Source organism: Rhizobium sp. BK049, from assembly GCF_014193135.1.
Lineage (GTDB): Bacteria > Pseudomonadota > Alphaproteobacteria > Rhizobiales > Rhizobiaceae > Rhizobium.
In genome coordinates this window covers 1-25,255 of record NZ_JACHYV010000002.1, presented here as the reverse complement: position 1 = coordinate 25,255, position 25,255 = coordinate 1, and the positions used below count along the sequence as shown (strand labels likewise).

The following is a 25,255-nucleotide window of genomic DNA, read 5'->3' as shown; positions in this document are numbered from 1 at the left end:
CTTTCAGGCGGGATGCTGCTGCACGCTGAGACCGCCGTCGATCGTCAGGCAGGTGGCGTTCATGGACGGGCATTCGTCGGAGATCATGAACACCGCCGCCATGGCGATCTCCTCAGGCGTTGCGATGCGCCCGCCGGGGTGGAGCTTCATCGTCTCGGCTTTCGCTGCCTCCGGATCGGGGAAGCTGTTCCAGTAGTCGATGACTTTCTGTGTCGAGACATAGCCCGGCGCCAGCGCGTTCACCCGGATACTGCGGGCCGCGTACTCCAGGGCGAGGGATTTCGTCATGCCGAGCAGAGCATGTTTTGCCAGCGGATAGGGAAACGTATGCGGAATGATCGTGAAGGCGTGCGTGGAGGCGATGTTGAGGATGACGCCGTCGCCGCGCTCGATGAAGCCGGGCAGCACCGCCTTGCAGCAATTCCATGCTCCCTTGAGATTGATATCGAAGCAGCGGCTCCACTCCTCGTCGGTCGTGTGGAGCGGTTCGGCAAAGACATTGACCCCGGCATTGTTGACGAGCGCATTCAATGGCCCGATCTCGTCATTTGCCTGAGCAACCGCCTTGGTGATTGTTCCGGCATCAGTAATGTCGGCCGGCAGATAACCAACCCGGCCGCCCGTGCTGGCGAGTTCTCCCGCTGCATGCGCCAGCAGCGCTCCATCGCGATCGACGAGATAGACCGCGGCATTCTCCCTGATGAAAGCCTTGGCGATCGCAAGGCCGATACCCTGCGCAGCGCCGGTGATCAGAATATTTTTGCCCTGCAGGCGATCACCCATCTATCTTCCCTCCGGCTGAACCGGCAGCGCCGACAGATCGATCGTGACCCTGCCTGAAAGAGCCTCGCCCGGCTCAAGAGGTTTGAGCCCTCCGAAATCCGGCAGATGATGCCCATTCGGCAGGTGGCTCATCGGTTCCAGGCAGAAGAAATCTGTCCGGTCGAGCCGCATGTACAGCATGAAGCGATTGAGCGCATCATCGGCTTCCAGCGTCGCCTGGATTCCAAGTTCCGGCCAAGCGATGGCTGCCCGTCCGTTCCATCCTTCGAAGGCGTTGTTCATCCACTGCCACGGCAACAGCGCACCGGAAGTGAAATCGAATTTAGCGGGTACCGGACCAGGTGCATCAGGGAGATGGTCCGGCCCTTCGCTCCAGAAGCGGTCGGCTGCGATCGTCAATCGTGTTTCCGGCGTCCGTGTGAAGAAGGGATGCTGCCCCAGCCCGAAGGGCAGGACCGCCTCTCCCCTGTTCTCCACCGAGAGCGTCAGCGCTAGCCGATTGCCGCTGAGGCGGATCTCTTGCCGGGTGAGATAGGCATAGGGCGAGATCCTGTCGGCATCGCGCCAAAAGCGGAGCTGCGCGTGCTCGGAGCTGGATTCTTCCAGCTCCCATAGGCTGATCCAGCCATCGCCATGCAGGTAGAGCGGATCGTGGCAATTTCGCTGGAAGGCATAGTTGCGTCCGCCAAAGGTCATGGCATTGCCTTCCACGCGGTTGCCGAACGGAACCATGGGAAAACTCGCGAAGGTCCCATCCTGGCCACCTGTCGAAACGAGGAAAGGCTTGCCCCGGAATGTTGCGGCGGTGAGGGCCGCGCCCCGGCGGCTGATCCTGACGGAGAGATCACCGCGGCCCAGATCGATGTCGTCCCCGACATGCCCTTTGCTCATCCGCGTCGTCCCGCAGCCGAAGATCTCAAATTGTCGAGCAGCACTGCGATCAGCAGGATCAGCCCGCGCACGACATACTGATAGAATGCCTGGATATTCATCAGATTCATAACGTTTTCGGCAATGCCCATGATTAGCACGCCGACGATGACGCCGCTCATTGCCGCCCGGCCGCCGGCAAGCGAAACGCCGCCGAGGACGCAGGCCGAGATCACCGAGAGCTCGAGCCCCGTCGCCGCATTCGGCTGGCCGGAAGTGATGCGCGAGGCGAGCAGGATGCCAGCAATGCCGCAGACAAGACCCTGCAGCGCAAAGATCCAGATGCGCATATTGACGACGTTGACGCCGGCAAGCCGCGAAGCTTCGGGATTGCCGCCGATCGCCAGCGTGTTCTTACCGAAAACGGTGCGGTTGAGCACGAAGCCGAAGAAGAAGAAAAGGATGAGCATGATCCAGATCGGAGTCGGCACGGTGAGGAAACGCGACAGGGCAAGCTGATAGAAGGCGGGATCGTTGATGCCGACGGCGCGGCCATCCGACGCGATCAGCGCCAGCCCGCGCACGATCTGCATAGTCGCAAGCGTCGTGATCAGCGCATTGATGCGGAACCGGGCGATGACGATACCGTTGACCAGGCCAACGACGGCGCCGCAGAGCAGGGCTGCCAGCAACCCGACGGGAATGGAGCCTGTCGCGTTCGAGACCATCACCGCAGCCATGCCGGAGAAAGCGACGATCGATCCGACGGAAAGGTCGAAGTCCCGGGAAGCCAGGCAGAACATCATCGTGCATGCGACGATGCCGATCGTGACGACCGATTGCAGCAGCCCAAGCATGTTTCGCTCGGTCAGGAAGTTCGGAACGAAGAGCGAGACGATCACGAAGGCGGCGGCGAAAATCACCACCAGCCCCTGCTCCCCCAGAAGGATTTTTTTCAACGAAGTCATCGTCCGTGTTCCCAGTCTTACATGATGCCTGCGGCATTCTTGTCGGGGAGTGCCGCCGTCAGGATGCCGCGCTCGTCGAAATCCGGGCGGGCGACATTGGCCGCCACCCTGCCCTGACACATCACCATGATGCGATCGGAGATTCCCATGACCTCGGGCAGCTCGCTTGAGATCACCACGATCGCCATGCCGTCGGCCGCCAGCTCATAAAGGATTTCATAGATTTCCGACTTCGCCCCGACATCGATGCCGCGCGTTGGCTCATCGATCACCAGAACCTTGATGCCCTGTTCGGAAAGCCACCTGCCCAGAATGACCTTCTGCTGGTTGCCGCCCGAAAGATTGATGATGTCCTGCTTGCGCGATGGCGTGCGCACCCGCAGCCGGGCGATGAACTGATCGGCCAGCGCCGCCTCCTTCTTCGGGTTCAGAACCCCGAAGGGAGAGAAATGCCGGCGCGACGAGATCGCAATATTCTCCTCGATCGACCGCCCCTGAACGATGCCGTCGGATTTACGATCCTCCGGGCAAAGCACCATGCCGGCGTCGATCGCCGCTTTCGGATCGTTCGGCGAAACGGCGACGCTATCGATCGTCACCTGGCCCTGATGCCTCGCATCGGCGCCGTAGAGCAGCCGCGCCATCTCGCTGCGGCCGGCGCCGATCAGGCCGAAGAAGCCGAGGATCTCCCCTCGGCGAACTGAAAAGCTGATGGGATGGCGAAGCTTGGCCCCCGAGAGGCCCGTGACCTCCAGTCGAATGTCGCCGAGCGGACGCTCGCGCCAACCCCAGATATCACTGATCTCGCGGCCGACCATCTCAGAGATGATCTGTTGGCGTGTCGTGGCGGCGATCTCAGGATGATGGGCAGCAAGCTTGCCGTCGCGCAGCACCGTCAGGCTGTCGCAAAGCCGGAAGATTTCGTCGAGACGGTGCGAAACATAGAGGATGACCGCTCCCTTCGCTTTCAATCTTTCGATCAGTGAAAACAGGATTTCGCTTTCGCGCGAGGAGAGCGAGGAGGTCGGCTCATCGAGCGCGATCACCCGCGCCTCGAGCATGACGGCCTTTGCGATCTCGACCATCTGCCGCGCGCCGATCGAAAGTGAAGCGACCTTGGCCGCCGGATCGACATCGATGCCGATTTCATCGAGCTTCGACCGCACCGTCTCGATCAGGGTTTTGGCCTGGATCACCCCGCCCTTGGCGGGAAAACGCCCGAGCCAGAGATTTTCAGCCACCGTCAGCTCCGGAACGAGCTGCAGTTCCTGATGGATGACGATGACGCCGGCGTGGAAGGCGTCGCGAACCGAGGCATATTTCTGTTCCTCGCCGTCGATGAGAATATTGCCGGTGTCGGCGGCCTGATCGCCCGACAGCACGCGGATCAGCGTCGATTTGCCCGCGCCGTTCTCGCCCATCAGGCCGTGGACGGCGCCCTTCGCGACGGCAAACGAGACGTCCGACAGTGCCTGCACGCCGGGATAGCCCTTGGAGATATGTTTGAATTCGAGAAAAGCCATCATCACCCCACCGAAGGTTCCGGCGGCACGCTTACGCCGCGCCGGAGACGTCTCATCTTGAGCGATGATCACTCGATGCCGAGTTCCTTGCGGACCTTCTCGTAATCGCCGCGTAGCGCCAGCGAACCTGACGTCAGCGTCAGCTTTTCCGGCTCTTTACCGTTGGCGATCCAGTCGTACATGTTCAGCGCCGTCTCATAGCCGTGACGTTTCGGCGAGATGATAACTGTTCCGAAGAAGCCCGTCGCTGCCGGCTTCTTGAACTCGTTGATCGCCGATTCTGCACCGCCGATGCCGACGCCAATAACGTTTGTCGCCGGAATGCCAACCGATTCCGAAGCGCGAACGGCGCCGAGAACGGCTTCGTCGTTGAGGCCGAAAGCGACCCAATATTTGACGTCGGCATGCTTGTTGAGAACGGTGGTCGCGGCGTTGAGCGCTGCCTCGGTATCCGTCTTCGCCTGCGGCGCATCATAGATGTTCTCAGCCGGGAAACCGGCGGATTTCAGTACCGAGATCGCACCCTCGACGCGGTCGACGGCGGTCGGAAGTTGATCGTACGAGACCCGGATCGCGCCGACATTCTTCATGTCCCAGCCGCGCTTCTTGATTTCATCGACGATCGCCTGGCCAACGGTTTCGCCGATCTTGGTGGCCGAGATACCCATATGCGGCACCTCTTCCAGCGGCTTGCCGTCGGCGCTGACGAGACGGTCGTCGACCGTCATCAGTTTCAGCTGGTTGGCTTCGGCCTTGGCGACGATGCCGGGGCCGAGCTTCACGTCAGGCGTGCAGATGATGAAGCCCTGAGCGCCCTGCGCGCCGAGGTTATCGATCGCCGATTGAACCTTCTCGCCGTCTTCGGCGCCGATCTTGACGACGGTGAAGCCTTTTTCCTTGGCCGCCTGGTCGGCGAATTTCCATTCGTCCTGAAACCACGGCTCTTCCGGCTGCTTGACGATGAAACCGATCTTGACGTCTGCGGAAAATGCCGAGCCGGCCGCCAGAATGGCGAAAGCGCCAGCCAGGATGGCTGCTTTGAACAAGCGCATATCTCTCTCCCTAAACTCTGAAATCGAGCAACTGCCTCCCAGGCAGCCTCCAATGAATTATGTTAAATCATCATACCAGTCAATTGCCAATGTATGATGATTGGAATAATAGGGTAGTGAGGGACTCGGATGGAGCCGTCGCAAATTGGATCGAATTCGGATAGTTAGGTTCGGTTGCAACCCGGGAGAGAGCGCGGAGAGGTGAAGTTGGAACCGACCGAGGAACAGGGCCGAACGGAAAGCTCCGGCAACGAACGCCGGCCCCGCGTACGCCGCAACGTCACGGCAGCGATCGCTCAGCACATCTGCGCGGATCGCTATCCCTCGGGCTCGCCGTTGCCCCGCGAGAACGACCTCTGCGAACTCTATGGAGTCAGCCGCACCGTGATCCGCGAATCGTTGAAAGTCCTTGAATCCAAGGGGCTCGTCCGCGGCAAGCCGCGGGTCGGGACGACCGTTTGCGACCGGGATGAATGGAACATCCTGGACGCCGAAGTGCTCGACTGGATGGGACCTTACATCAGGGACTTCGACCTGCTCGGCTGCATCCTCGAAGCGCGCCGCACCATCGAACCGGCCGCCGCCGAATATGCCGCCGAACGTGCCAGCGCCCAGGAGATCGCCGATCTCGACAAGGCCTGGCGGCAGATGCGCGACAGCGCAGGCGATCCGGAAAGCTTCACCGACGCCGACGTGATGTTTCATACGGTGCTGCTCACCGCCAGCCACAACCAGGTGTTCCGCCGTCTGTCGAGCGCCATCCACGCCGCCCTGAAATACGCGCTGCACGCTTCCAACATCGCCGTCGAGAATCGCGAGGATGCGGTGCTCGTTCACGGCGAGCTAGTTGAGGCGTTGCGTATGCGCGACAAAACAGGCGCGAGGGAATGCGCAAATCGCATGCTCGACCTTGCGGTTCGCGACCTTGCTGCCGCCGAGAAGGCGATCGGCAGGACGAAATGATCGATTACGAGAGGCCGTGGACACGCTGTCCCATCGCCAATCCGAGAAGAGATTGAGACCTAAGATGAAGATCACCAAACTCAGCACCTATATCGTTCCGCCGCGCTGGCTGTTTCTGAAGATCGAGACCGATGAGGGCATCGTCGGCTGGGGCGAACCGGTCGTCGAGGGCCGCGCGCTGACCGTCGAGGCCGCCGTCCACGAACTGGAAGATTATCTGATCGGCAAGAATCCCTTCCTGATCGAGGACCACTGGACGGTGATGTATCGCGGCGGCTTCTATCGCGGCGGCGCGGCCCATATGAGCGCGATCTCAGGCATCGACCAGGCGCTCTGGGACATCAAGGGCAAGGCGCTCGGCCAGCCGATCCATTCGCTGCTCGGCGGCCAGCTGCGCGATCGCATCAAGGTTTACTCCTGGATCGGCGGCGACCGTCCTTCCGACGTTGCCAACAACGCCAAAGACGTGGTCGCCAGGGGCTTCAAGGCGATCAAGCTCAACGGCTGCGAGGAAATGCAGATCGTCGATACCAACGAGAAAGTGGAAAGGGCGGTCGAGACCATCGCCGCCATCCGCGAGGCGATCGGCCCGCATATCGGCATCGGCGTCGATTTCCACGGCCGCGTCCACAAACCGATGGCAAAGATTCTCGCCAAGGAGCTCGAGCCCTACAAGCTGATGTTCATCGAGGAACCGGTGCTGTCCGAAAACAAGGAAGCGCTGCGCGATATCGTCAATCATACCTCGACACCGATCGCGCTTGGTGAGCGGCTCTATTCGCGCTGGGATTTCAAGCAAGTCCTTTCCGACGGCTATGTCGACATTATCCAGCCGGATCTTTCCCACGCCGGCGGCATCACCGAATGCCGCAAGATCGCGGCGATGGCCGAAGCGTATGACGTCGCGCTGGCGCCGCATTGCCCGCTTGGCCCGATCGCGCTCGCTGCCTGTCTTCAAGTCGATGCGGTCAGCTACAATGCCTTCATCCAGGAACAGAGCCTCGGCATTCATTACAATACCGGCAACGATATCCTCGACTACATCTCCAACAAGGAGGTGTTCCAATATGCCGATGGGTTCGTTTCCATCCCGCAGGGGCCGGGCCTCGGCATCGAAGTCGACGAGGCCTATGTCATCGAGCGCGCCAAGGAGGGCCATCGCTGGCGCAACCCGATCTGGCGGCACGCCGACGGGAGCTTTGCCGAGTGGTGAGAGTGGAAGGGTCACGCAAGCGGCCCTTTTTTAATCGCCCTGTCGGAGATTGGGCGCCTCATCCGTCATAATGGAAACTCAAAGAGGAGATTTCGGAATGGCCAGAGCAATTGCAGTCATCGTCGCCCGCATCATCTTCAGTTTCATTTTCTTCATGGCAGCAGGCTTCAAGTTCGCTGATATCGGCGCCACGGCGGGCTATATCGCTGCCGCCGGCTTTCCGATGGCGACCTTCCTCACCTGGGTCGCTGCCTTCTTCGAGATCGCCTTGGCCCTTGCCTTCATATCAGGTGCCTTTTTCACCGAGGCGAGCCTGCTGGCAGGCATCTACGTGATCTTCCTTGCCTTCGCCTTCCACGGACCGTCCCATTGGCAGCAGAACCAGGCCGAATTCGGCTTCTTCGTCGATCACTTTACCTTCCTCGCCGGCCTGCTCTTCGCCGCCGTCCATGGGCCGGAAAAATGGGCCTTGCGGCAAGCGCTCCTGAGATAGCCCTGCGTCCGCTGCTGCCGGGAACCAACGGTCGCGTCGAACATTGCCTATCGGCAGAAGGTAAAGGAGGCCGACCATGGAGCTTGAGGGAAAGATCGCACTGGTGACGGGTGCCGGTTCCGGTATCGGCAAAGCGGCTGCGTTAAGGCTTGCTGCCGAGGGAGCAAGAATTGCAGCACTGAGCCGCACCGCCGACGAAGTCGAAAAAACCTGCGCCGAGATCAAAGCCGCCGGCGGTCAGTCGATCGCCTTGACGGCCGACACCAGCGACGAAGCGCAAATGAGAGCCGCGGTGAAGAAGCTCACCGACACCTTCGGCGGCCTCGACATCGTCATTGCCAATGCGGGCATCAATGGGGTTTGGGCGCCCATCGACGATCTGAAGCCGGATGAATGGGACAAGACCATCGCCGTCAATCTGCGCGGCACCTACCTGACCATGCACCTGACGGTTCCGCACCTGAAGCGCCGTGGCGGTTCGATCGTCGTCGTCTCCTCGATCAACGGCACCCGCACCTTTACGACGCCGGGTGCCACCGCCTACACGGCAACCAAGGCCGGCCAGGTCGCCATGGTGCAGCAGCTCGCCCTGGAACTCGGCCGGCACGGCATCCGCGTCAATGCCGTCTGCCCTGGCGAGATCGAGACCAACATCAGCGCCAATACCGACAGCCGCCGTCGCGAGGAGACGGAGGTGCCGGTCATCTGGCCGCAGGGCGATATCCCGATTGCCGGCGGAAAGGCAGGCAAAAGCGAGGATGTTGCCGAAACCATCCTCTTCCTTGCCTCCGATCGCGCCCGGCACATCACCGGCACGCCGATCTGGATCGACGGCGGCCAGGGCCTGTTGCGGTAAGCCTCGAAGGTTTCGTGAAAATGTCAGTCGTTTAGCCGGGCGCTGTCGAGCGTGTAGAGTTCCTGCGCACGCTGCACGCCGCGCAGCGCATAACGTCCGACGCAGGCAAGCGCGGCACGCTCTTCCGCCGGTATGGCCGCGGCGAAATCGGAGGAGATCAGCAGGTTAAGGTCGACCGAGCGGCACATGGAGGCAATCCGGCTGACCTCGTTGACGGCTGGACCGATGACGGTGAAGTCCAGCCGGTCCTGGCTGCCGATATTGCCGTAGAAGACGTCGCCGATATGCAGACCGATATAGACATCGGTCGTCGGCCGGCCGTCGGTGGCGCGTGCGGCATTCAGCTCAGTGAGTTTTTCCCGCAGCAGCGATTCCGCCCTCAGCGCCGCCCGGCAGGTCTCGGCCGGCACTTCGCCTTTGAAGATGGCGAGTACACCATCGCCGATCAGCTTCAGCACATTGCCGCCCGCCTCATGGATCGCCGAGATCGCTACCTCGCTGTAATCGTTGAGCAGCGGTATGATTTCCTCCGGCGGCACGCGATCCGAAATCTTGGTGTAGTTCAACAGATCGGAAAACCACAGCGCAGCCGAAATCCGCTCCGATTTACCGCGGCTGATCTTGCCTTCCATCACCTGCCGCGCCGCATCCTCGCCGAGATAGACTTCCGCGATGGTGCGGGCGATGCGCCCGAGCGCAATGCACTTGATCGCCAGTCCGAGAACCGGCACGAGCTTGCGCAGAATGGCGATATCCTGCTCCGAGAAACCCTCGGGATGCTTGGTTGCGAAATGCGAAAAGAAGCAATCCATCTCACCGATCGTGCCGGCTTCGCTGAAACGATGCATCATTGCTACAAAATCGGTGTTACCAGCTTCGGCGATCTTGTCGAGCATGGTGAAATCGATCGGATCGCCGAAGCCGATGCGTCGGCGGACCTCCCGCTCGTTGCCCGACCAAAGATAATAGAAGGCCGAGCGCTGCCAGGTCGCAGCCGCTTCGCCCGAGCCCGTCGGGCCATACTCGAATTCGGTTTCGATCTCTTCCACGCTGTCCCAGCGGAAGGCCCTGCCCTCATGCACGGGGTGCAGCGTGTCCATTAGCGCCATGCCGCGGTCGAGCGGCAGGCCGGCATCGCGGCAGGCCGCGCAGAAGCCGGTCATGAGCTCCGCTTCCGAAGCGCCCTTCAGTCCCTGCTCCGTAACCCAGGCCGCAATCGTGCTGACGTCGCTGTAATCCATGCCGCTCACCTTTGTCCGTTCCGAAGCTGTAGCCCGAACTCAGCGTGGAAGGAAGTCAATTGGCTCAACCGGGCATAGGCATATTATAGGGCGTGACGATTTCGACGGAAGAAAGTGAAGCCGGAACGGCCCGCCCCGCTTGTGCCCGCCTCATGATTGCCCTGAAGGCCGAGCGGGCATCGGTTCTGAGATCGTGATGCAGCACGAAGCCGATACGGCCTGCGGCAAGCAGGGCGCGGTTATCGGCATCGAGATCGTGGGCGATGAAGACGCGGACGTGACGCTCTGCCGCATCGAAGGCCGCCAGCACCGCGCGATTGCCGCCGCCGATCGAATAGACGGCATTGATGGCTGGATCAGCCGCAAGTGCTGCCGCCGCAAGCGTTCCCGTGGCGGTATCGGTGCCGTGCCCTTCGCTGATTTCGGCAATGCCGATTGCGGGATAATGGGCGCGGATGACGCGGCGAAAGCCGATTTCGCGCTCCTCCTCGCCGCGGAACCGCCCGCTCGACAGCGTCACCAGCACCTTGCCTCCGGCAGTTCCGAGGAATTCGCCGATCAGATAGGCGGCGGTCTCTCCCGCAGCCCGGTTGTCGGCGCCGGCGTAAGCGATGCGGGACGAATTCGGCAGATCGGTCACCAGCGTCACCACCGGAATGCCGGCCGCATCCGCCCGCGCGACGGCCGCGGCCACCTCGGCAACGTCAGGCGCCTTGAGTACGATGCCATGCGTGCCGCGCAGCCGGATACGATCGAGAATCTGCACCAGTTCGGCCGGCTTCATCATCTCGGCAAAATGGAAACGGCAGCGGAAAACGCCGGGCAGGAAGGCCGCCATCTCGGCCTCGAAAGCGGCGCGCACTGCATCGCTGAACCGCTGCGGCGTCTCCATGACGATATCGATCGCCAGCGTTCGCCCACTGCCCATCGCGCCGGCCTGCTGTTTTTCCAGCTCGGCGATCGCCGCCCTCACCCGCATTGCCGTCTGCTGACGCACACCCGGCCGGCCGTTCAGCACCTGGTCGACGGTGGCGGTGCTCAGTCCCGCCTGGAAGGCGATGTCCTTGACGAGAAAGGGATGGGCCATGGAATCCGCTTGATGGTTTTTTGATGGATTTCTGATCTACATCACCCGGCATCGCAGCGTATAGTGCCTTCATCGAAAGAGGAGGAGCCATCATGAAGACCGACAATCAGCAGAAACTGCGCGCCGACCGAGTCTGGCTCAGCGAAGATGCCTGCGATCTCGACGATTTTCGCCGCCTTGCGGAAAAGACTACCGCGCTTGCCGATTACCCCACAGCGTCTGCCGTCGAGAAGAACGTGCTGATCTATGACAGCCGCAAGGTAACGGCGGCGGCAACCGGCGAAGGCAAACGCCTCGTGCTGGCCGAAATCTGCGAAGCCTTCGGCGAAGGCCCAGGCGTCGTCGTTTTCAAACATGCTTATCAAGACATCGGCATCATCGACCGCGCCAGCGCGATTTTCGATGCCATCATCGAGGAACAGCACCGCACCTCGACCGGCGGCGGCGATCATTTCGCCAAGCCCGGCGCCAACGATCGCATCTGGAATTCGCTGGAAAAACACTGCCTCGCCGATCCGGAAAATTTCGCCAAATATTACGGCAACGCCGTTATCACGCTCGCAAGCGAAGCCTGGCTCGGGCCGAGCTATCAGATGACGGCGCAGGTCAACCGCGTCAATCCGGGCGGTGCGGCGCAGTCGGCCCATCGCGACTATCATCTCGGCTTCCAGTCATCGAAGGTTATCGAGCAGTTTCCGGCGCATATTCACCGGCTCTCGCCTGTTCTGACGCTGCAGGGCGCGGTCGCGCACTGCGACATGCCGCTCGAAAGCGGTCCGACGCTCTTCCTGCCGCACAGTCAGACCTATGTACCGGGTTATCTGGCGCTGAAGCGCCAGGAGTTCCGGGATTACTTCGAGGCCAACCACGTCCAGCTGCCGCTCGAAAAAGGCGACGTCGTCTTCTTCAATCCCGCCCTCTTCCACGCCGCTGGCACCAACCGTTCGGCCGACATAAAGCGTGTCGCCAACCTCCTGCAGGTCTCCTCCGCCTTTGGACGGGCCATGGAGACCGTCAATCGCGAGAGGATGAGCGCCACGCTCTTCCCCGCCCTGAAGGCATTGCAAGACCGGCTCTCGTCCGACGAAATCGCGAACGCCGTCGCCGCCTGCGCCGAAGGTTATTCCTTCCCCACCAATCTCGACCGCGACCCGCCGCTCGGCGGGCTGGCGCCGAAGACGCAGGCGCAGCTGATGCATGAGGCGCTGCGGGAAGGCTGGAGCGACGAGATCTTCAAGGTAGCGCTTGCCGAGCAGGCGCGGAAGAAGTTGAGCTGAAGTAGAAATAGAGGCCCCCTCATCCGCCTGCCGGCACCTTCTCCCCGAGGGTAGAAGGTGCCCGTAGGGCGGATGAGGGGGCCACACGGCACCAATCTAAGAGCCTCCCGCATCGCGGGAGGCATTCGCACATCATCACTAAGGAGGAATTACATGAGCACGGATCATGGCCGCCTTGACGGCAAGATCGCCATCGTCACCGGCGGCACGCAAGGCTTGGGTGCCACCATTGCCCGTCTCTTCGCCGAACGCGGCGCGGAAGGCATCATCATCTGTGGCCGCAACGAAGCCAAGGGCAAGGCAAGGGCGGCGGAGATTTCGGCTGCGACCGGCGTGAAGGTCGTTTACGTCAAGGCTGACCTCGCCAAAGTCGAGGATGCGAGCCACGTCGTCCACGCATGCGACAAGGCCTTCGGTCGTGTCGACGCGCTGGTCAATGCCGCCGCCATTACCGATCGCGGCACCATCCTCGACACCAGCCCCGAACTCTTCGACGCCATGTTTGCCGTCAATGTGCGGGCGCCGTTTTTCCTGATGCAGGAAACAGTGAAGGTCATGCGCCGCGAAAAGATCGAAGGCACGATCGTCAATATAGGCTCGATGTCGGCTAAAGCCGGCCAGCCCTTCATCGCCGCCTACTGCGCTTCCAAGGGCGCGCTGGAAACGCTGACGAAGAACACCGCTTATGCGCTGCTGCGCAACCGCATCCGCGTCAACGGCCTCAACATCGGCTGGATGGCCTCCGAAGGCGAGGATCGCATCCAGCGCGAATATCACGATGCACCTGCCGACTGGCTGGAGAAGGCAGCGGCGAATCAGCCCTTCGGCCGGCTCGTCGATCCACACGAGGTGGCGCGCGCCTGCGCCTACCTGTCATCGGCGGAATCCGGCCTGATGACCGGCTCAGTCATCTGTTTCGATCAATCGATCTGGGGTGCTTACGACGGCTCGCCGCATCCGGTCGCCGCTCTCTGAGAAAACCCGCGCCCTCACATTTCCCGTGCCGCGCTCTGGTCGCTGGGAGGATTTGTCGCTAGGAGAAAGACAGCAGCATTCAGGGAGGAACTGGCGTGGCTGACAATCCGCTTTATGAGGTCCGCGATGAACGTTTCGCCGCTCTGGTTATCGGCAGCGCCGCCCTCGATGAGCTTTATTCCGGCTGCCGCTGGACGGAGGGCCCGGTCTGGTTTTCCGACCTGAACTGCCTTCTCTGGAGCGATATCCCGAACGAACGCATGATGCGCTGGACACCGGATGGGACGGTCTCCGTCTTCCGCTCGCCCTCAAACTATGTCAACGGCAATACCCGCGACAGACAGGGCCGGCTCATCTCCTGCGAACATGGCGGCCGCCGGGTCACCCGCACGGAAATGGACGGCAGCATCACCGTTCTCGCCGACAGCTACAAGGGCAAGAGATTGAACTCGCCGAACGACGTAGTCGTCCACTCAGACGGCGGGATCTGGTTCACCGATCCGACCTACGGCATTCTCTCGGACTACGAGGGTCACAAGGCCGAACCTGAGCAGCCGACCCGCAACGTCTACCGCATCGACCCGGCAAGCGGCGCGATAGAGGCGGTCGTGGAGGATTTCATCCAGCCGAACGGCCTTGCCTTTTCGTCCGACGAGACGAAGCTCTACATTGCCGATTCCGGCTCGGCCAAACATGAAGTGCCGCGCCACATAAGAGTTTTCGACGTCATCGATGGCAGAAGGCTCGAAAACAGCCGCTATTTCTGCAGCCTCGATGCCGGCAATCCCGACGGCTTTCGCTTCGATGTCGGCGGCAATCTGTGGACGAGTGCGTCCGACGGCGTCCACTGCTTTTCGCCTGACGGCACCTTGCTCGGCAAGATCCTGGTGCCGCAGACGGTGTCCAATCTCACCTTCGGCGGTCCGAAGAAGAACCGTCTCTTCATCACCGCGACGCGCTCGGTCTATTCGATCTATACCAAGACAACCGGCGCACAATATCCGTAAGGATCGGCGCGCCGCCGAACTGTCGGGCGGCGTTAGGCCTTCACCGCGGCCGGTCATGCAGCGGCTCGGCCCGGTGCCAGTTCTCCAGGATCCGGCCGTCGGTGTGTTTCTGCTGCGCCCAGCGAATGCCGTTCGAGATCACCTTGTGAACGGTCTTGTCGTGATATATCGGGTAGGTCTCATGGCCGGGGCTGAAGAAGAAGATTCGGCCCCGCCCGCGCTGGAAGGTGCAGCCGCTGCGGAACACCTCGCCGCCCGAATACCAGGATACGAACACCAGCTCGTCCGGCTGAGGGATGTCGAAGGGTTCGCCGTACATTTCCGAGGCATTGACCTCGAAATAGGGCGGCAGGCCCTCGGCGATCGGATGCGAGGGATTGACCACCCAGACGCGTTCCAGATCGCCGTCCGGCGTCTCGCGCCAGGAAAGGTTGGCATTGGTGCCCATCAGCCGGCGGAAGAGCTTCGAATGGTGGCCGGAATGCAGCACCAGCAGGCCCATGCCCTTTAGCACGCGCTGCTGCACACGGTCGATCAGCCCGTCGCTGACCTCCTCATGCGCCATATGCCCCCACCAGAGCAGCACGTCGGTATCGTTGAGCACCGAGTCCGACAGTCCTTCTTCAGGATCATCGAGCGTGCCGCGGCGGATTGCGAAGTCCGGATGGGCGATGCCGGCGGCGATCGCGCCGTCGATGCGATCCGGATAGATATCCTGGACCTCCTTGTGAAGCTGCTCGTGGCGTCCTTCGTTCCAGATCGTGACCTTGATCGTCATGTCATTCCTCGATGTTTCAGGCTATGGCCGGACGGACGACCCGACCGGTGGAATCAAACAGATGGCAGGCCGCGCGCTCGACTGTGAGCGAGACACGGTCGCCGGGGCGGATCGTCATGTCGCCCTCGGCCCGCACGACGATCGGCTGCTGCTGCGAACCAACAGTCAGATAGGTTTCCACACCAAGCCGCTCGACGATGACGACCTCGGCAGAGAAATCGCCCTGCCCATTTGACGCGAGTTTCAGGTGTTCGGGCCGGATGCCGAGCTTGGCTTCGCCCTGCGGCACAGAACCGTTCGCATCCGAGAGATCGATCGCGAGGCCGAGCGGGCTTTCCAGATGTACCTTGCCGGCATCCCGGCGCGTCGCCGTCATCGGCAGCACATTCATCTTCGGCGAACCGATGAAGGTCGCCACGAACTCGTTATCCGGCTGATGATAGAGCGCCATCGGCGCGCCCTGCTGGGCGACGACACCCTTGTTCAGCACCACGATACGGTCGGCCATCGTCATCGCCTCCACCTGATCGTGGGTGACGTAGACGACGGTCGCCTTCAGCTCGCGATGCAAGCGCTGCAGCTCGGCGCGCATCTGCACCCTGAGTGCGGAATCGAGGTTCGACAGCGGCTCGTCGAACAGGATCAGCGCCGGCTTCTTGATGATGGCCCGGCCGATCGCCACGCGCTGGCGCTGGCCGCCGGAAAGGGCAGCCGGGCGGCGGTCGAGATAGTCGGTGAGCTGTAGGATCTCAGCCACCCCCTCAACCTGCCGGCGTATCTCGGCCTCCGGCACCTTTTTGAGGCTGAGCGAGAAACCGATGTTTTCGGCGACGCTCATATGCGGATAGAGCGCATAGGACTGGAATACCATGGCGATCCCGCGCTTGTCCGGCGGCACGTCGTTGATGCGCTTGCCGTTGAGGACGAGGTCGCCATCGTCGATGCCTTCAAGGCCGGCGATCACGCGCAGCAGCGTCGACTTGCCACATCCGGACGGACCGACGAAAACGGCGAATTGCCCGTCTTCCACCGTGATGTCGACGCCTTTAATGACCTCGAGCGCGCCGTAGGATTTGCGAACGTTTCTGAGATTGATCATCGGTTTCTCTTTCTGATCTCAACCCTTCACGCCGCCCGAGAACGTCTGGACGAGGAAGCGCCGCGCAAAGCCGAAGGCGACGACGGCAGGCAGCAGGTAGATGAAGCCGAGCGCCGTCAGCAGGCCGTAGTCGATCTCATTGATGCGCAGGAAGGCGCGGAAGAGACCGAGCGGCAGCGTCTGCAGCTCCGGCGACGACAGGAAGATCAGCGGTAGCAGGAAATCGCCCCAGGCCGACATGAAGGCGAAGAGCCCTGCGGCCGCCAATCCCGGCAGCGCCAGCGGGATCAGCACCCGGCGGATGCGCTGAATGAGCGTCGCCCCGTCCATCAGCGCCGCCTCTTCGTAATCCCTGGGCAGCCCGTCGAAGAAGGTCTTCATGATCCAGAGCGCCAGCGGCAATTGCATCGTCGCGAGCACCAGGATCAGCCCGAGATAACCGTCGATGAAGCCGGTCCAGCGCATGATGTCGCGGGCATAGCTGCCGAAGATCGGCCGTAGCACCGCCGCTTCGGCATTGTTCAGCGTCAGCAGGAACTTGTAGAGTGGCACGACGAGCGCCGTCGGCGGCAACACCCGAATGAGCAGGATCGCGTAGAGGAAAGGCAGCTTCCACCAGGCCCTGGTGCGCGACAGCGCATAGCCGCCAAGCCCTGAAAGCACCATGACGAGCAAAGTGGCGCTGCCGACCACGAAGAGCGAGTTGAACAACCACTTCGCTCCGTCCTCCTTGGTGAAGACCCTGACATAGTTGGCGAAGGTCCATTGCTCTGGCCAATGGAGAAAAAGCTGCGCATTGCCGTCGAACGAGGCAATCAGCACCCAGAAGAACGGCACGGCGCAGAAGATCGAGATCAGCGACAAGGTCGCGTAGGCAATGAGATCGGAACGGACCTTGTTTGCGCTCTCGCTCGCGGAAACGACGGCCATGTCAGACCTCCACCTTCATGGCCCGGACATAGGCAATGCCGAGGATCAGCGAGATCACCAGCGCGACGACGGCGACCGCGGCGCCATATCCCAGCTGGAACGCCGTGAAGGACTGGTTGTAGATATAGATGCTGACGACCTCGGTCGCCCCGCCCGGCCCGCCGCGCGTCAGCGCATAGACGAGGCCGAAGACGGCGATGGTGGAAACGGCCGAAATCAGCATGTAAAGCAGGATCGTCGGCATCATCAGCGGCAGCGTGATGCGGCGGAACATCTGCGAGGGTGTCGCCCCGTCCATGCGCGCTGCCTCGTAGATCTCGGCCGGAATGGTGCTGAGGCCAGCCGTCAGCAGGATCATCGCCGTGGCGATGCCGCGCCAGGTATTGACGATGATGATCATCGACAGCGGAAAGACCTGCAGCCAGTCGGCTGGAGTGACGCCGAAGAAGCTGACGATCCGGCTGAGGGTGGCGTTGTCGCCGCCCGCCAGCATCGAGATCCACATGAAGCCGGCGACAACCTCAGGAGCTGCGTTCGGCAGCAGGATGATCGACGAGAAGAGCCTGCGGAAGCGGATCGGCCGGCGCAGCGCCATTGCCGCGATCAGGCCGAGCACGAATTGCCCGATGACGGCCGACCCGATGACGAAGACGAAAGTGACGAACAGCGCGTTCCAGAACTTCGCGTCGTTGAAAAGCCTGGCATAGTTCCTGAAGCCGACGAAACGCGGCCGAAGTGCCGCCGCGCCGGTCAGCGCCTCGTTGGTGAAACTCAGATAGACGGAATAGATGGCCGGATAGATGACGAAGGCCAGAAGCAGCACGAGCGAAGGCAGCAGGATCAGCAGCCATTGCCGCTCGGCGCGATTTTCATGAGAGTTTCGGGCCATAGAAGCTCACAAACTGATCGAACGAACCGCGAAACGCGGCGATGGACGCCGCGCCCCGGGAGAAGGCAGAGAGACGAGCCTTACTTGACCATGTCGTCGCCGAGCGTTTCCTTGACGTAGTCGACAAGGATCTTCTGGGCGCCGGCGGCGTCGGTTTCCTTGCGCAGCAGCGCTTCGGTGGCGCGCGCGACACCTTCCGCCACGGTGCCGAATCCGGACGCTTGCTTCAGGAACACGCCGTTCTCGGCCGCCGCATGGATCGGAACCAGTTCCGTCAGCTTCTGGAAGTCAGCATTCTTCGCAGCGTCCTTGCTAGCCGGAATGTTGCCGATGCGGGCGGCATAGGACACCTGCGTTTCGATGGAGCCGATCTCCATCAGCGCCTTGATCGCAAGCTCGGTGTTGGCCGATTTGGCATTCACGGCCCACGGCGCAGCGAGATTGGCGAGCACGTACTGGCCGCTGCTCTGGCCGGGAACCGTCCAGGTGCCGACCACCTTCGTCACCTCGGGGATCGGGTTCTTGCTTTCACGGCCCCAGTCAAAAATGTAGCACCAGGAGCCGCAGGTGGTCGCGGCGAGCTTGCCTTCCGGGAACATCTGGTATTTCGGCACGACCCAGGGCTCGGGTCCGAGCAGCGGCTGCGTCGGCATCAGATCCTTGTCGATCAGTTCCTTGTAGACGCCGAAGACATCCTTGATGCCCTCGCCATCGAGATCGAGTTTGCCATCGGCACCGGCAAGCTGCGGTGTCTTGGAGCCGACCAGCAGGTGCTGGAAGCCCTCGTCGAAGGCGCCGCTTCCCCAGGAAACGCCCGCCGGGAAGAGCAGGCCGTAGGCGCCAGTCTTCTGCTTGATTTCGGCGGCGCGGTCGAGAAGCTCCCGCCAGGTTTTCGGCTGTTCGGTGGAGATGCCGGCCTTCTCGAGAACATCCTTGCGGTAATAGATTTCCTGGATGCCGAGCATGAAAGGCATCACATAGGTTTCGCCATCCGGGCTGACGGCAAGCGCCTTGGCGACGTCATAGAGGCCGGCGTAGCCTTCCCAGGCCTTGAACTCCTTGGTAACAGGCGCGAGATAGCCGGCCTCCACCATGTCGGCGACGGCTGCCGTCGTCGGAATGGAGAACAGGTCGGGCGCATTGCCGGCCCCTAGCTCCGTCAGCAGCTTGGTCAGGTAGTCCTTGTCGGGGGCCGGATACTCGACCACCTCGACGGTGACCCCATATTCCTTCTCGATCCGCTCGACCGTCGACTTCATCGCGTCGATGCCGGCCTGACCATGATTTGCAATGCGGATTGTTTCAGCCTGCGCCAGCGTAGAAACCGCGCTCAGCAGAATGGCGCACAGGCCACCAAGAACCCTTTTCTTCAACGGAAGTCCTCCCTTTTTGGGCACACGGCGCCCTCCAGCACCGGCCGCACGAAATGTACACGCATTCCAATCACTGACAAGGTGGATTTTGAAAAGATTCGAATCGAAACATTAAACCATTGATTTAACGCAGATATGCATGGCTTGCCTCTGTCGATCAGTTTGTGTAATCGTGTGCACGGCACTTCAGGGAGGAATTTTCATGTCTGGGAAAAAATTGCGCCTCGGCGTCATCGGCGCCGGGTTGAAGGCGGCGGAATATGCCGCGAGTTGGGCACGGATGCCGGAGATCGAGTTCGCAGCACTGGCAGACACCACGGCAACGTCGCGCCAGCGCCTGATCGATGTCTGTCTCGCGGCTGGCGCGCCCGAGCCGAGAAGCTTTCAGGACTACCGGACGATGCTGACCGAGATGAGGGAGGAACTTGACATTGTCTATGTCTCCACCCCCCACGCCTTCCATGCCGAACAGGCGACCGCCGTCGCCGAGGCGGGCCTCGACCTCTTCCTGGAGAAGCCGATGGTGACGACCGTCGCCGAGGCCGAGCGGCTGATCGCCGCGCAGAAAAAAAGCGGCGTTACCATCGTCACCGCCTTCCAGGGCGGGCTGTCGCCGCTGGTGCTCGACACGCGCCGGCGGGCGCTTGCCGGCGAATTCGGGGAGTTGATCGCCATATCGGGCATGATCTGGGAAAGCTGGGCGTCCAATTACGCCGGCCACTGGAAACAACAGCCGGAGATATCAGGCGGCGGCTTCATGTTCGACACCGGCGCCCATATGATGAACACCGTGTGCCTGCTCGCCAATTCCGACTTCGACAGAGTTTCGGCTTACATGAACAATCACGGCAAAGAGGTCGACATCGCCACCGCCGTCTCCGCCCGGTTGAAGAACGGCGCGCTGGCGACGCTGACGGCCGCCGGCGAAGGCCCGCCCAACTGCGCCTCCCACATCACCTTCTTTTACTCGAAGGCGATCGTGCGCATTGATGCCTGGGGCGGCTGGCGCGAGATCAGCGCCGGCCGCACCGCCGAGCCGCGCGAGGAGGCCGAAATTCTCGGCAATCCCATGAAGAATTTCCTCGCCATTCGCGAGGGGACAATGGAAAACTCCGGCTCCGTTGAAATGGGCCTTAGATTCGCTAGGCTGTGGGATGCAATCAAGGAATCAGCAGCGGCCGGCGGCGCGTCCGTCAGGATCGCCGCCTGACAGGCGAAGATGAGCGGAACGAACAAACGGCGGATTACCTCGAAAGAGCTGGCGAAACTCGCCGGCGTCTCCTCCGCCACCATCTCCCGTGCCTTCTCGCCGGATTCGCGCATCGGTCGCGCGACGCGCGACCGCATTCTCGCCGTCGCCCGTGAATATGGCTATCAGCCCAACGCCATCGCCCGTTCGCTGAACAATCAGCGATCGCGTCTCGTCGCCCTTGTCGTCAACGCCATCGGCAACCCCTGCGAGGCCGAGGAGCAGCAGCTTCTTGTCCACCGCCTGCAGGCGCGGCAGTTGCTGCCGATCATCCTCTGCTGCGCCGACCATTCCGACCGGCTGCAGCTGATGCGGCTTGCCTCTACCTATCAGGTCGATCACGTCGTCATCTTTTCCGACATGGTGTCGATGCAGGATGCCGTCGATATTTTCCACACGACGAAACCGATCATCGTCTCCTTCGAGCCGCTCGAAAACGAAAACGTCTCCAGCATCCGCATCGACGGCTCCAACGCCGCCGACGAAATCATCGACAAGATCGTCCGGGACGGTAAGAAGCGCTTCGCCTATCTCTCCGGCACCAATTCGAGCTGGATCGACAAGCTGAGGCGCGGATGGTTCGCCGAGGCGCTCGCCAAACGCGGCCTTGCCTTCGAAGCGCAGGCCGTCGGCGATTATTCCTATGATTCCGGCTTCAAGGAAGCCGTGCTCCTGATGCACCGAGACAAGGTCGGCGCCATCATCTGCGGCAACGACGTCATGGCGATCGGCGCGCGCGATGCCGCGCGCCGCGTGCTTGGCAAAATCACGCCTGATGATATCGCCATCGTTGGCCAGGATGGCATCGCCATGGCCGCGTGGGATTGCAACGACCTCACGACGCTGAGCCTCGACCACACCGCTTTCATCGATGCGGTGGTCGAACTGATCGAACGCCACGACGCCGGGATCGAAGGCCCGCACAGTATCACGCTCACCTGCACCCCCCGCTGGGGCTCGACTGCCTGATGCTCGCCATCGGGACGGATGAGGCGGTTCCGGATGACGGCATCGCCGAAAAAAGCTAAAGCGCATCGCATGAATAGATTCGACGTGAAGCGCCTGAACGTTGCGCCTTATTGCATCAAGGAGGAATATCCGATGACCCGATTCTCACGCGCGGAAGGGCGCCGCACGGCTCCTGATGCCACGACCGGGAGAGCCTGATATGCGTTCCGTCGTTTCCTTCAATGAAGGCTGGAGTTTCCACGAGGGCTTCGGCCAGCGCCTGCTCGAAAACTTCGATGCCGCCAAGTCGGTCAGCCTGCCCCACACCGCCGTCGAACTGCCCTTTAACTATTTCGATGAAAAGAGCTATCAGCGCGCCTTCACCTATCAGAAGGTGCTGCGCTGGCTGCCGGAATTCGAGGGCCGCGAGGTTTCGCTGATCTTCGACGCCGCGATGGCGGATAGCGTCGTCTATCTGAACGGCGAGGAGATCATCGCCCACAAGGACGGCTATACTCCCTTCGAGGCCCGCCTTACCGGCAGGCTGGTCAAGGGCGAAAACCTCGTGACCGTGAAAATCGACGGCAGCGAAAATCCTGCCATTCCACCCTTCGGCGGCCGCATCGATTACCTGACCTATGCCGGCATCTACCGCGACGTCTGGCTGAAGGTCACCGACCCGGTCTCGATCCGCAATCTCAAGATCGAAACATCAGACGTTCTCGCCCCTGAGAAATCCGCGACCGTCCGCGTCGATATTGCCAATCCCGAAGGCCGCAATTTCTCTGCAACGGTCACCGCCACGCTGAAGCAGGCCGACGGCGCCGTGATCGCCACCGCCGCAACCGAAACGATCGGCGAGCAAACCCGACTTTCCTTCGGCAGCCTCACCGGCATCGCGCTCTGGGACATTGGCAATCCAGCGCTCTACGAAATCTCCGTCGAAATCAGGACCGAGCACGGCTCCGACCGTCTATCTACCCGTTTCGGCTTCCGTACCGCCGAATTCACCCCCGAAGGTTTCCGCCTCAATGGCAAGCCGCTGAAATTGCGCGGCCTCAACCGCCATCAGGCATTCCCCTATGTCGGTTACGCCGCCGGCCGTTCCGCCCAGGAACGCGACGCCGACATCATGAAGAGCGTGCTGAAGTGCAATATCGTCCGCACCTCGCATTACCCGCAGTCAAAATGGTTCCTCGACCGTTGCGATACAATTGGCCTCCTGGCCTTCGAGGAAATCCCCGGCTGGCAGCATATCGGCGATGCCGACTGGCAGAAGGAATCGATCGAGAACGTCCGCCGCATGATTGAGCGCGACTGGAACCATCCCTCGATCATCATCTGGGGCGTGCGCATCAACGAGTCGCAGGATAGCCACGACTTCTACGTTGAGACCAACCGCTTGGCCCGTGAGCTCGACAGCACCCGTCAGACCGGCGGCGTGCGTTACATCACCGAAAGCGAGCTGCTCGAAGACGTCTACACGATGAACGACTTCATCCTCGGCAACGAGGAACTGCCGGGCTCCAACCGCCCGCGCACCGCGCTCCGCACCCAGGAGGAAAATACCGGGCTGTCACATAAGGTGCCGTACCTCATCACCGAGTTCAACGGTCATATGCACCCAACCAAGATCTACGATCAGGAACAGCGCCAGGCCGAGCATGTGCGCCGTCACCTCGAAGTGCTGAATGCCGCCTACGGCGATCCGGATATTTCCGGCGCCATCGGCTGGTGCATGTTCGATTACAATACCCACAAGGATTTCGGCTCCGGCGATCGCATTTGCTATCACGGCGTCATGGACATGTTCCGCGAACCGAAATTCGCGGCCTATGCCTATATCAGCCAATGCGATCCTTCCGAAGAGATCGTCATGAAGCCCGTTACCTTCTGGGCGCGCGGCGAGCGCAATATCGGCGGCGTGCTGCCGCTGATCATCCTGACCAATTGCGACGAGGTGGAACTGCAATATGGCGGGCTCAGCAAACGTATCGGTCCGGATCGGGAGAATTACCCGCACCTGCCGCATCCGCCTGTTGTGCTCGACCACCGGCACTTCACATCAGATGAGCTCGGCACCTGGGGACTCGAATGGATCGACGGCACCCTCACCGGCTATATCAACGGCACGCCCGTGGCCAGCCTGAGGCTGGCGGCCGATCCCTTGCCGACGACGCTGGAAATCGTGGCCGACGCCGGCACGCTGAAAGCCCGCGAACGTGACAGCACGCGTGTCATCATCCGTGCCCTCGATCAGTGCGGTAATCGCCTGCCGTTCATGAACGACAGCATTTCGCTGAAGGTGCATGGCCCCGCAAAGATCGTCGGCCCAACCAATGTGCCGCTGCAGGGCGGCACATCAGGCTTCTGGCTGGAGGCGACGGGGCTGGTGGGAGAAATCACCGTCGAAGCGGTCTCCTCACGTTTCGCGCCGGTGACCCTCAACCTAACGGCCGTCGCCTAACGCATAACCCGAAAATCGAGATGGAGCGCCCTTGGCGCGTCTTATCGGACGCACGGCGCTCCACCTTATGCGATCCGCGCTTGCGTTTCCGGATCGAAGAAGACAGCCTTGTCGAGGTTGAAGGCGAGGCGTGTGTGCTGGCCGGGTGCGATGCCGGCATCGGCGCGCAGGCGGGCGACGACTTCCTTGCCGCCGAGCTTGGTGACGGCGAAGGTGTCGGAGCCGGCCGGTTCCACGACCTCGATCAGGCAGTCGCCTTCGGTGAGCGAACGGGCATTGCGGTCGGCGCCATCGGGGTCGGTCAGCGCCTCCGGGCGGATGCCGAAGATCACCTGGCGGCCGGCATAGGAGGAAAGGCCGTTGCCGGTCGTCGTGACGGGAAGTTTGAGCGGGTCGGCGTTCGGCCGCTCGAGCGAGACCGCAAGGCCGCCGGCGCCGTTCTCGACCGAGGCCTTCACCAGGTTCATCGCCGGCGAGCCCATGAAGTCGGCGACGAACATGTTGGCGGGATTGTTGTAGATCTCCGCCGGCGTGCCGAACTGCTGGACGATGCCGTCCTTCATCACGGCGATGCGGGTGGCGAGCGTCATCGCCTCGATCTGGTCGTGGGTGACATAGACGATGGTCTTGCCGGTCGCCTGATGCAGCCGCTTGATCTCGATGCGCATGTCGACGCGGAGTTTCGCGTCGAGATTGGAGAGCGGCTCGTCGAACAGGAAGAGCTTGGGATCGCGCACCAGCGCCCGTCCCATGGCGACGCGCTGGCGCTGGCCGCCCGACAGCTGGCTCGGCTTGCGGTCGAGCAGATGGCCGATCTGCAGCACCTTGGCGACCTTGTCGATCGCCTGCTTGCGCTCCTCCGGCGGCACGCCGCGCATCTCCATGCCGAAGGCGATGTTGCCCGCCACCGTCATGTTCGGATAGAGCGCATAGGACTGGAACACCATGGCGATGTCGCGCTTGGAGGGATGCAGGCCGTTGACGGCGCGCCCGTCGATGCGGATATCGCCCGACGTGATCGTCTCCAGCCCGGCAATGGTGTTGAGCAGGGTCGACTTGCCGCAGCCGGACGGGCCGACCAGCACGAGGAAGCCGCCCTTTTCGAGTTCGAGATCGATGCCCTTGAGGATGTCGACGGCGCCGAAGCGCTTTCTGAGACCGGAGATTTCCAGGAAGGCCATGACTTACCCTTTGACTGCGCCCGCCATCAGGCC

At 61.8% G+C, this 25,255-nt stretch carries 23 protein-coding genes; 10 read left to right on the top strand and 13 right to left on the bottom strand.

Annotation, left to right across the window (positions count from 1 at the left end; genetic code table 11):
- Window positions 1–3: 3 nt before the first annotated feature.
- From FHT70_RS02110 to FHT70_RS02090, 5 genes are all read right to left on the bottom strand, one after another.
- A complete protein-coding gene (locus tag FHT70_RS02110; RefSeq protein WP_183698583.1) occupies window positions 4–783 on the bottom strand; it encodes an SDR family oxidoreductase in 780 nt (259 codons plus the stop codon).
- Window positions 784–1,674, bottom strand: coding sequence for an aldose 1-epimerase (locus FHT70_RS02105; RefSeq protein ID WP_183698581.1), 891 nt, complete (start codon window positions 1,672–1,674; stop codon window positions 784–786).
- Entirely contained in the window at window positions 1,671–2,621 is a 951-nt protein-coding gene (araH, locus tag FHT70_RS02100; RefSeq protein ID WP_183698579.1) for an L-arabinose ABC transporter permease AraH, read from the bottom strand. The genes FHT70_RS02105 and araH overlap by 4 nt, the downstream gene beginning before the upstream one ends.
- 17 nt (window positions 2,622–2,638) lie before the next feature.
- Window positions 2,639–4,144, bottom strand: a complete 1,506-nt coding sequence (gene araG, locus FHT70_RS02095; RefSeq protein WP_183698964.1) for an L-arabinose ABC transporter ATP-binding protein AraG — start codon at window positions 4,142–4,144, stop codon at window positions 2,639–2,641.
- A 68-nt stretch (window positions 4,145–4,212) separates the two neighbouring features.
- Window positions 4,213–5,196 (bottom strand): arabinose ABC transporter substrate-binding protein, encoded by a 984-nt coding sequence (locus FHT70_RS02090; RefSeq protein ID WP_183698577.1) that lies wholly within the window; start codon window positions 5,194–5,196, stop codon window positions 4,213–4,215.
- Between the two features lie 201 nt (window positions 5,197–5,397).
- Here FHT70_RS02090 and FHT70_RS02085 point away from each other — a divergent pair, with 201 nt between their 5' ends.
- From FHT70_RS02085 to FHT70_RS02070, 4 genes are all read left to right on the top strand, one after another.
- Window positions 5,398–6,159, top strand: coding sequence for a FadR/GntR family transcriptional regulator (locus tag FHT70_RS02085; RefSeq protein ID WP_183698575.1), 762 nt, complete (start codon window positions 5,398–5,400; stop codon window positions 6,157–6,159).
- A gap of 64 nt (window positions 6,160–6,223) precedes the next feature.
- Complete coding sequence (gene dgoD, locus FHT70_RS02080; protein ID WP_183698573.1) at window positions 6,224–7,372, top strand: galactonate dehydratase; 1,149 nt, start codon at window positions 6,224–6,226, stop codon at window positions 7,370–7,372.
- A gap of 97 nt (window positions 7,373–7,469) precedes the next feature.
- Window positions 7,470–7,865, top strand: a complete 396-nt coding sequence (locus FHT70_RS02075; RefSeq protein WP_085779568.1) for a DoxX family protein — start codon at window positions 7,470–7,472, stop codon at window positions 7,863–7,865.
- Window positions 7,866–7,941: 76 nt separating this feature from the next.
- Complete coding sequence (locus tag FHT70_RS02070) at window positions 7,942–8,721, top strand: SDR family NAD(P)-dependent oxidoreductase (RefSeq protein ID WP_183698571.1); 780 nt, start codon at window positions 7,942–7,944, stop codon at window positions 8,719–8,721.
- Between the two features lie 23 nt (window positions 8,722–8,744).
- On the opposite strand, the gene FHT70_RS02065 is transcribed toward FHT70_RS02070, so the two are convergent.
- Together FHT70_RS02065 and FHT70_RS02060 are read right to left on the bottom strand one after the other, a co-directional pair.
- Window positions 8,745–9,962: an adenylate/guanylate cyclase domain-containing protein gene (locus FHT70_RS02065; protein WP_183698568.1), complete on the bottom strand. Its 1,218-nt coding sequence runs from the start codon at window positions 9,960–9,962 to the stop codon at window positions 8,745–8,747.
- Between the two features lie 64 nt (window positions 9,963–10,026).
- Window positions 10,027–11,049: a LacI family DNA-binding transcriptional regulator gene (locus tag FHT70_RS02060; RefSeq protein WP_183698566.1), complete on the bottom strand. Its 1,023-nt coding sequence runs from the start codon at window positions 11,047–11,049 to the stop codon at window positions 10,027–10,029.
- Between the two features lie 92 nt (window positions 11,050–11,141).
- Here FHT70_RS02060 and FHT70_RS02055 point away from each other — a divergent pair, with 92 nt between their 5' ends.
- From FHT70_RS02055 to FHT70_RS02045, 3 genes are all read left to right on the top strand, one after another.
- A complete protein-coding gene (locus FHT70_RS02055) occupies window positions 11,142–12,326 on the top strand; it encodes a phytanoyl-CoA dioxygenase family protein (RefSeq protein WP_183698564.1) in 1,185 nt (394 codons plus the stop codon).
- A 153-nt stretch (window positions 12,327–12,479) separates the two neighbouring features.
- Window positions 12,480–13,301 (top strand): SDR family oxidoreductase, encoded by an 822-nt coding sequence (locus tag FHT70_RS02050; protein WP_183698562.1) that lies wholly within the window; start codon window positions 12,480–12,482, stop codon window positions 13,299–13,301.
- 95 nt (window positions 13,302–13,396) lie between these two features.
- Complete coding sequence (locus FHT70_RS02045) at window positions 13,397–14,308, top strand: SMP-30/gluconolactonase/LRE family protein (protein ID WP_183698560.1); 912 nt, start codon at window positions 13,397–13,399, stop codon at window positions 14,306–14,308.
- A gap of 40 nt (window positions 14,309–14,348) precedes the next feature.
- Here FHT70_RS02045 and FHT70_RS02040 read toward each other — a convergent pair whose 3' ends face one another.
- The 5 genes from FHT70_RS02040 to FHT70_RS02020 all read right to left on the bottom strand — a co-directional run bounded on the left by FHT70_RS02040 (window position 14,349) and on the right by FHT70_RS02020 (window position 19,377).
- A complete protein-coding gene (locus FHT70_RS02040) occupies window positions 14,349–15,086 on the bottom strand; it encodes a ThuA domain-containing protein (RefSeq protein WP_183698559.1) in 738 nt (245 codons plus the stop codon).
- A 16-nt stretch (window positions 15,087–15,102) separates the two neighbouring features.
- A complete protein-coding gene (ugpC, locus tag FHT70_RS02035) occupies window positions 15,103–16,185 on the bottom strand; it encodes a sn-glycerol-3-phosphate ABC transporter ATP-binding protein UgpC (RefSeq protein WP_183698557.1) in 1,083 nt (360 codons plus the stop codon).
- 18 nt (window positions 16,186–16,203) lie between these two features.
- Window positions 16,204–17,115: a carbohydrate ABC transporter permease gene (locus FHT70_RS02030; RefSeq protein ID WP_097597146.1), complete on the bottom strand. Its 912-nt coding sequence runs from the start codon at window positions 17,113–17,115 to the stop codon at window positions 16,204–16,206.
- Between the two features lies 1 nt (window position 17,116).
- Entirely contained in the window at window positions 17,117–18,004 is an 888-nt protein-coding gene (locus tag FHT70_RS02025; RefSeq protein WP_097597145.1) for a sugar ABC transporter permease, read from the bottom strand.
- 80 nt (window positions 18,005–18,084) lie between these two features.
- The gene (locus FHT70_RS02020; RefSeq protein WP_183698555.1) at window positions 18,085–19,377 is read right to left on the bottom strand and encodes an extracellular solute-binding protein; all 1,293 of its coding nucleotides are present in this window, start codon (window positions 19,375–19,377) and stop codon (window positions 18,085–18,087) included.
- Between the two features lie 202 nt (window positions 19,378–19,579).
- On the opposite strand from FHT70_RS02020, the gene FHT70_RS02015 reads away from it, so the two are divergent.
- From FHT70_RS02015 to FHT70_RS02005, 3 genes are all read left to right on the top strand, one after another.
- Complete coding sequence (locus tag FHT70_RS02015) at window positions 19,580–20,587, top strand: Gfo/Idh/MocA family oxidoreductase (RefSeq protein WP_097597143.1); 1,008 nt, start codon at window positions 19,580–19,582, stop codon at window positions 20,585–20,587.
- 9 nt (window positions 20,588–20,596) lie between these two features.
- Window positions 20,597–21,595 carry a LacI family DNA-binding transcriptional regulator gene (locus tag FHT70_RS02010; protein ID WP_097597142.1) on the top strand — a complete coding sequence of 333 codons (999 nt, stop codon included), beginning with the start codon at window positions 20,597–20,599 and terminating at the stop codon, window positions 21,593–21,595.
- 199 nt (window positions 21,596–21,794) lie between these two features.
- On the top strand, window positions 21,795–24,041 hold the full coding sequence (locus FHT70_RS02005; protein ID WP_183698553.1) for a glycoside hydrolase family 2 protein: 2,247 nt from the start codon (window positions 21,795–21,797) through the stop codon (window positions 24,039–24,041).
- Window positions 24,042–24,106: 65 nt separating this feature from the next.
- On the opposite strand, the gene FHT70_RS02000 is transcribed toward FHT70_RS02005, so the two are convergent.
- Window positions 24,107–25,222, bottom strand: coding sequence for an ABC transporter ATP-binding protein (locus tag FHT70_RS02000; protein ID WP_183698551.1), 1,116 nt, complete (start codon window positions 25,220–25,222; stop codon window positions 24,107–24,109).
- Window positions 25,223–25,255 lie beyond the last annotated feature (33 nt).

Bases quoted from the DNA above. Each gene is read 5' to 3' on its own strand.
- FHT70_RS02010 (WP_097597142.1), top strand. From the start codon at position 20,597: ATGAGCGGAACGAACAAACGGCGGATTACCTCGAAAGAGCTGGCGAAA.
- FHT70_RS02070 (WP_183698571.1), top strand. From the start codon at position 7,942: ATGGAGCTTGAGGGAAAGATCGCACTGGTGACGGGTGCCGGTTCCGGT.
- araH (WP_183698579.1), bottom strand. From the start codon at position 2,621: ATGACTTCGTTGAAAAAAATCCTTCTGGGGGAGCAGGGGCTGGTGGTG.
- FHT70_RS02055 (WP_183698564.1), top strand. From the start codon at position 11,142: ATGAAGACCGACAATCAGCAGAAACTGCGCGCCGACCGAGTCTGGCTC.
- FHT70_RS02065 (WP_183698568.1), bottom strand. From the start codon at position 9,962: ATGGATTACAGCGACGTCAGCACGATTGCGGCCTGGGTTACGGAGCAG.
- FHT70_RS02050 (WP_183698562.1), top strand. From the start codon at position 12,480: ATGAGCACGGATCATGGCCGCCTTGACGGCAAGATCGCCATCGTCACC.
- dgoD (WP_183698573.1), top strand. From the start codon at position 6,224: ATGAAGATCACCAAACTCAGCACCTATATCGTTCCGCCGCGCTGGCTG.
- FHT70_RS02075 (WP_085779568.1), top strand. From the start codon at position 7,470: ATGGCCAGAGCAATTGCAGTCATCGTCGCCCGCATCATCTTCAGTTTC.
- FHT70_RS02090 (WP_183698577.1), bottom strand. From the start codon at position 5,196: ATGCGCTTGTTCAAAGCAGCCATCCTGGCTGGCGCTTTCGCCATTCTG.
- FHT70_RS02060 (WP_183698566.1), bottom strand. From the start codon at position 11,049: ATGGCCCATCCCTTTCTCGTCAAGGACATCGCCTTCCAGGCGGGACTG.
- FHT70_RS02000 (WP_183698551.1), bottom strand. From the start codon at position 25,222: ATGGCCTTCCTGGAAATCTCCGGTCTCAGAAAGCGCTTCGGCGCCGTC.
- ugpC (WP_183698557.1), bottom strand. From the start codon at position 16,185: ATGATCAATCTCAGAAACGTTCGCAAATCCTACGGCGCGCTCGAGGTC.
- FHT70_RS02025 (WP_097597145.1), bottom strand. From the start codon at position 18,004: ATGGCCCGAAACTCTCATGAAAATCGCGCCGAGCGGCAATGGCTGCTG.
- FHT70_RS02110 (WP_183698583.1), bottom strand. From the start codon at position 783: ATGGGTGATCGCCTGCAGGGCAAAAATATTCTGATCACCGGCGCTGCG.
- FHT70_RS02030 (WP_097597146.1), bottom strand. From the start codon at position 17,115: ATGGCCGTCGTTTCCGCGAGCGAGAGCGCAAACAAGGTCCGTTCCGAT.
- FHT70_RS02015 (WP_097597143.1), top strand. From the start codon at position 19,580: ATGTCTGGGAAAAAATTGCGCCTCGGCGTCATCGGCGCCGGGTTGAAG.
- FHT70_RS02005 (WP_183698553.1), top strand. From the start codon at position 21,795: ATGCGTTCCGTCGTTTCCTTCAATGAAGGCTGGAGTTTCCACGAGGGC.
- araG (WP_183698964.1), bottom strand. From the start codon at position 4,144: ATGGCTTTTCTCGAATTCAAACATATCTCCAAGGGCTATCCCGGCGTG.
- FHT70_RS02040 (WP_183698559.1), bottom strand. From the start codon at position 15,086: ATGACGATCAAGGTCACGATCTGGAACGAAGGACGCCACGAGCAGCTT.
- FHT70_RS02105 (WP_183698581.1), bottom strand. From the start codon at position 1,674: ATGAGCAAAGGGCATGTCGGGGACGACATCGATCTGGGCCGCGGTGAT.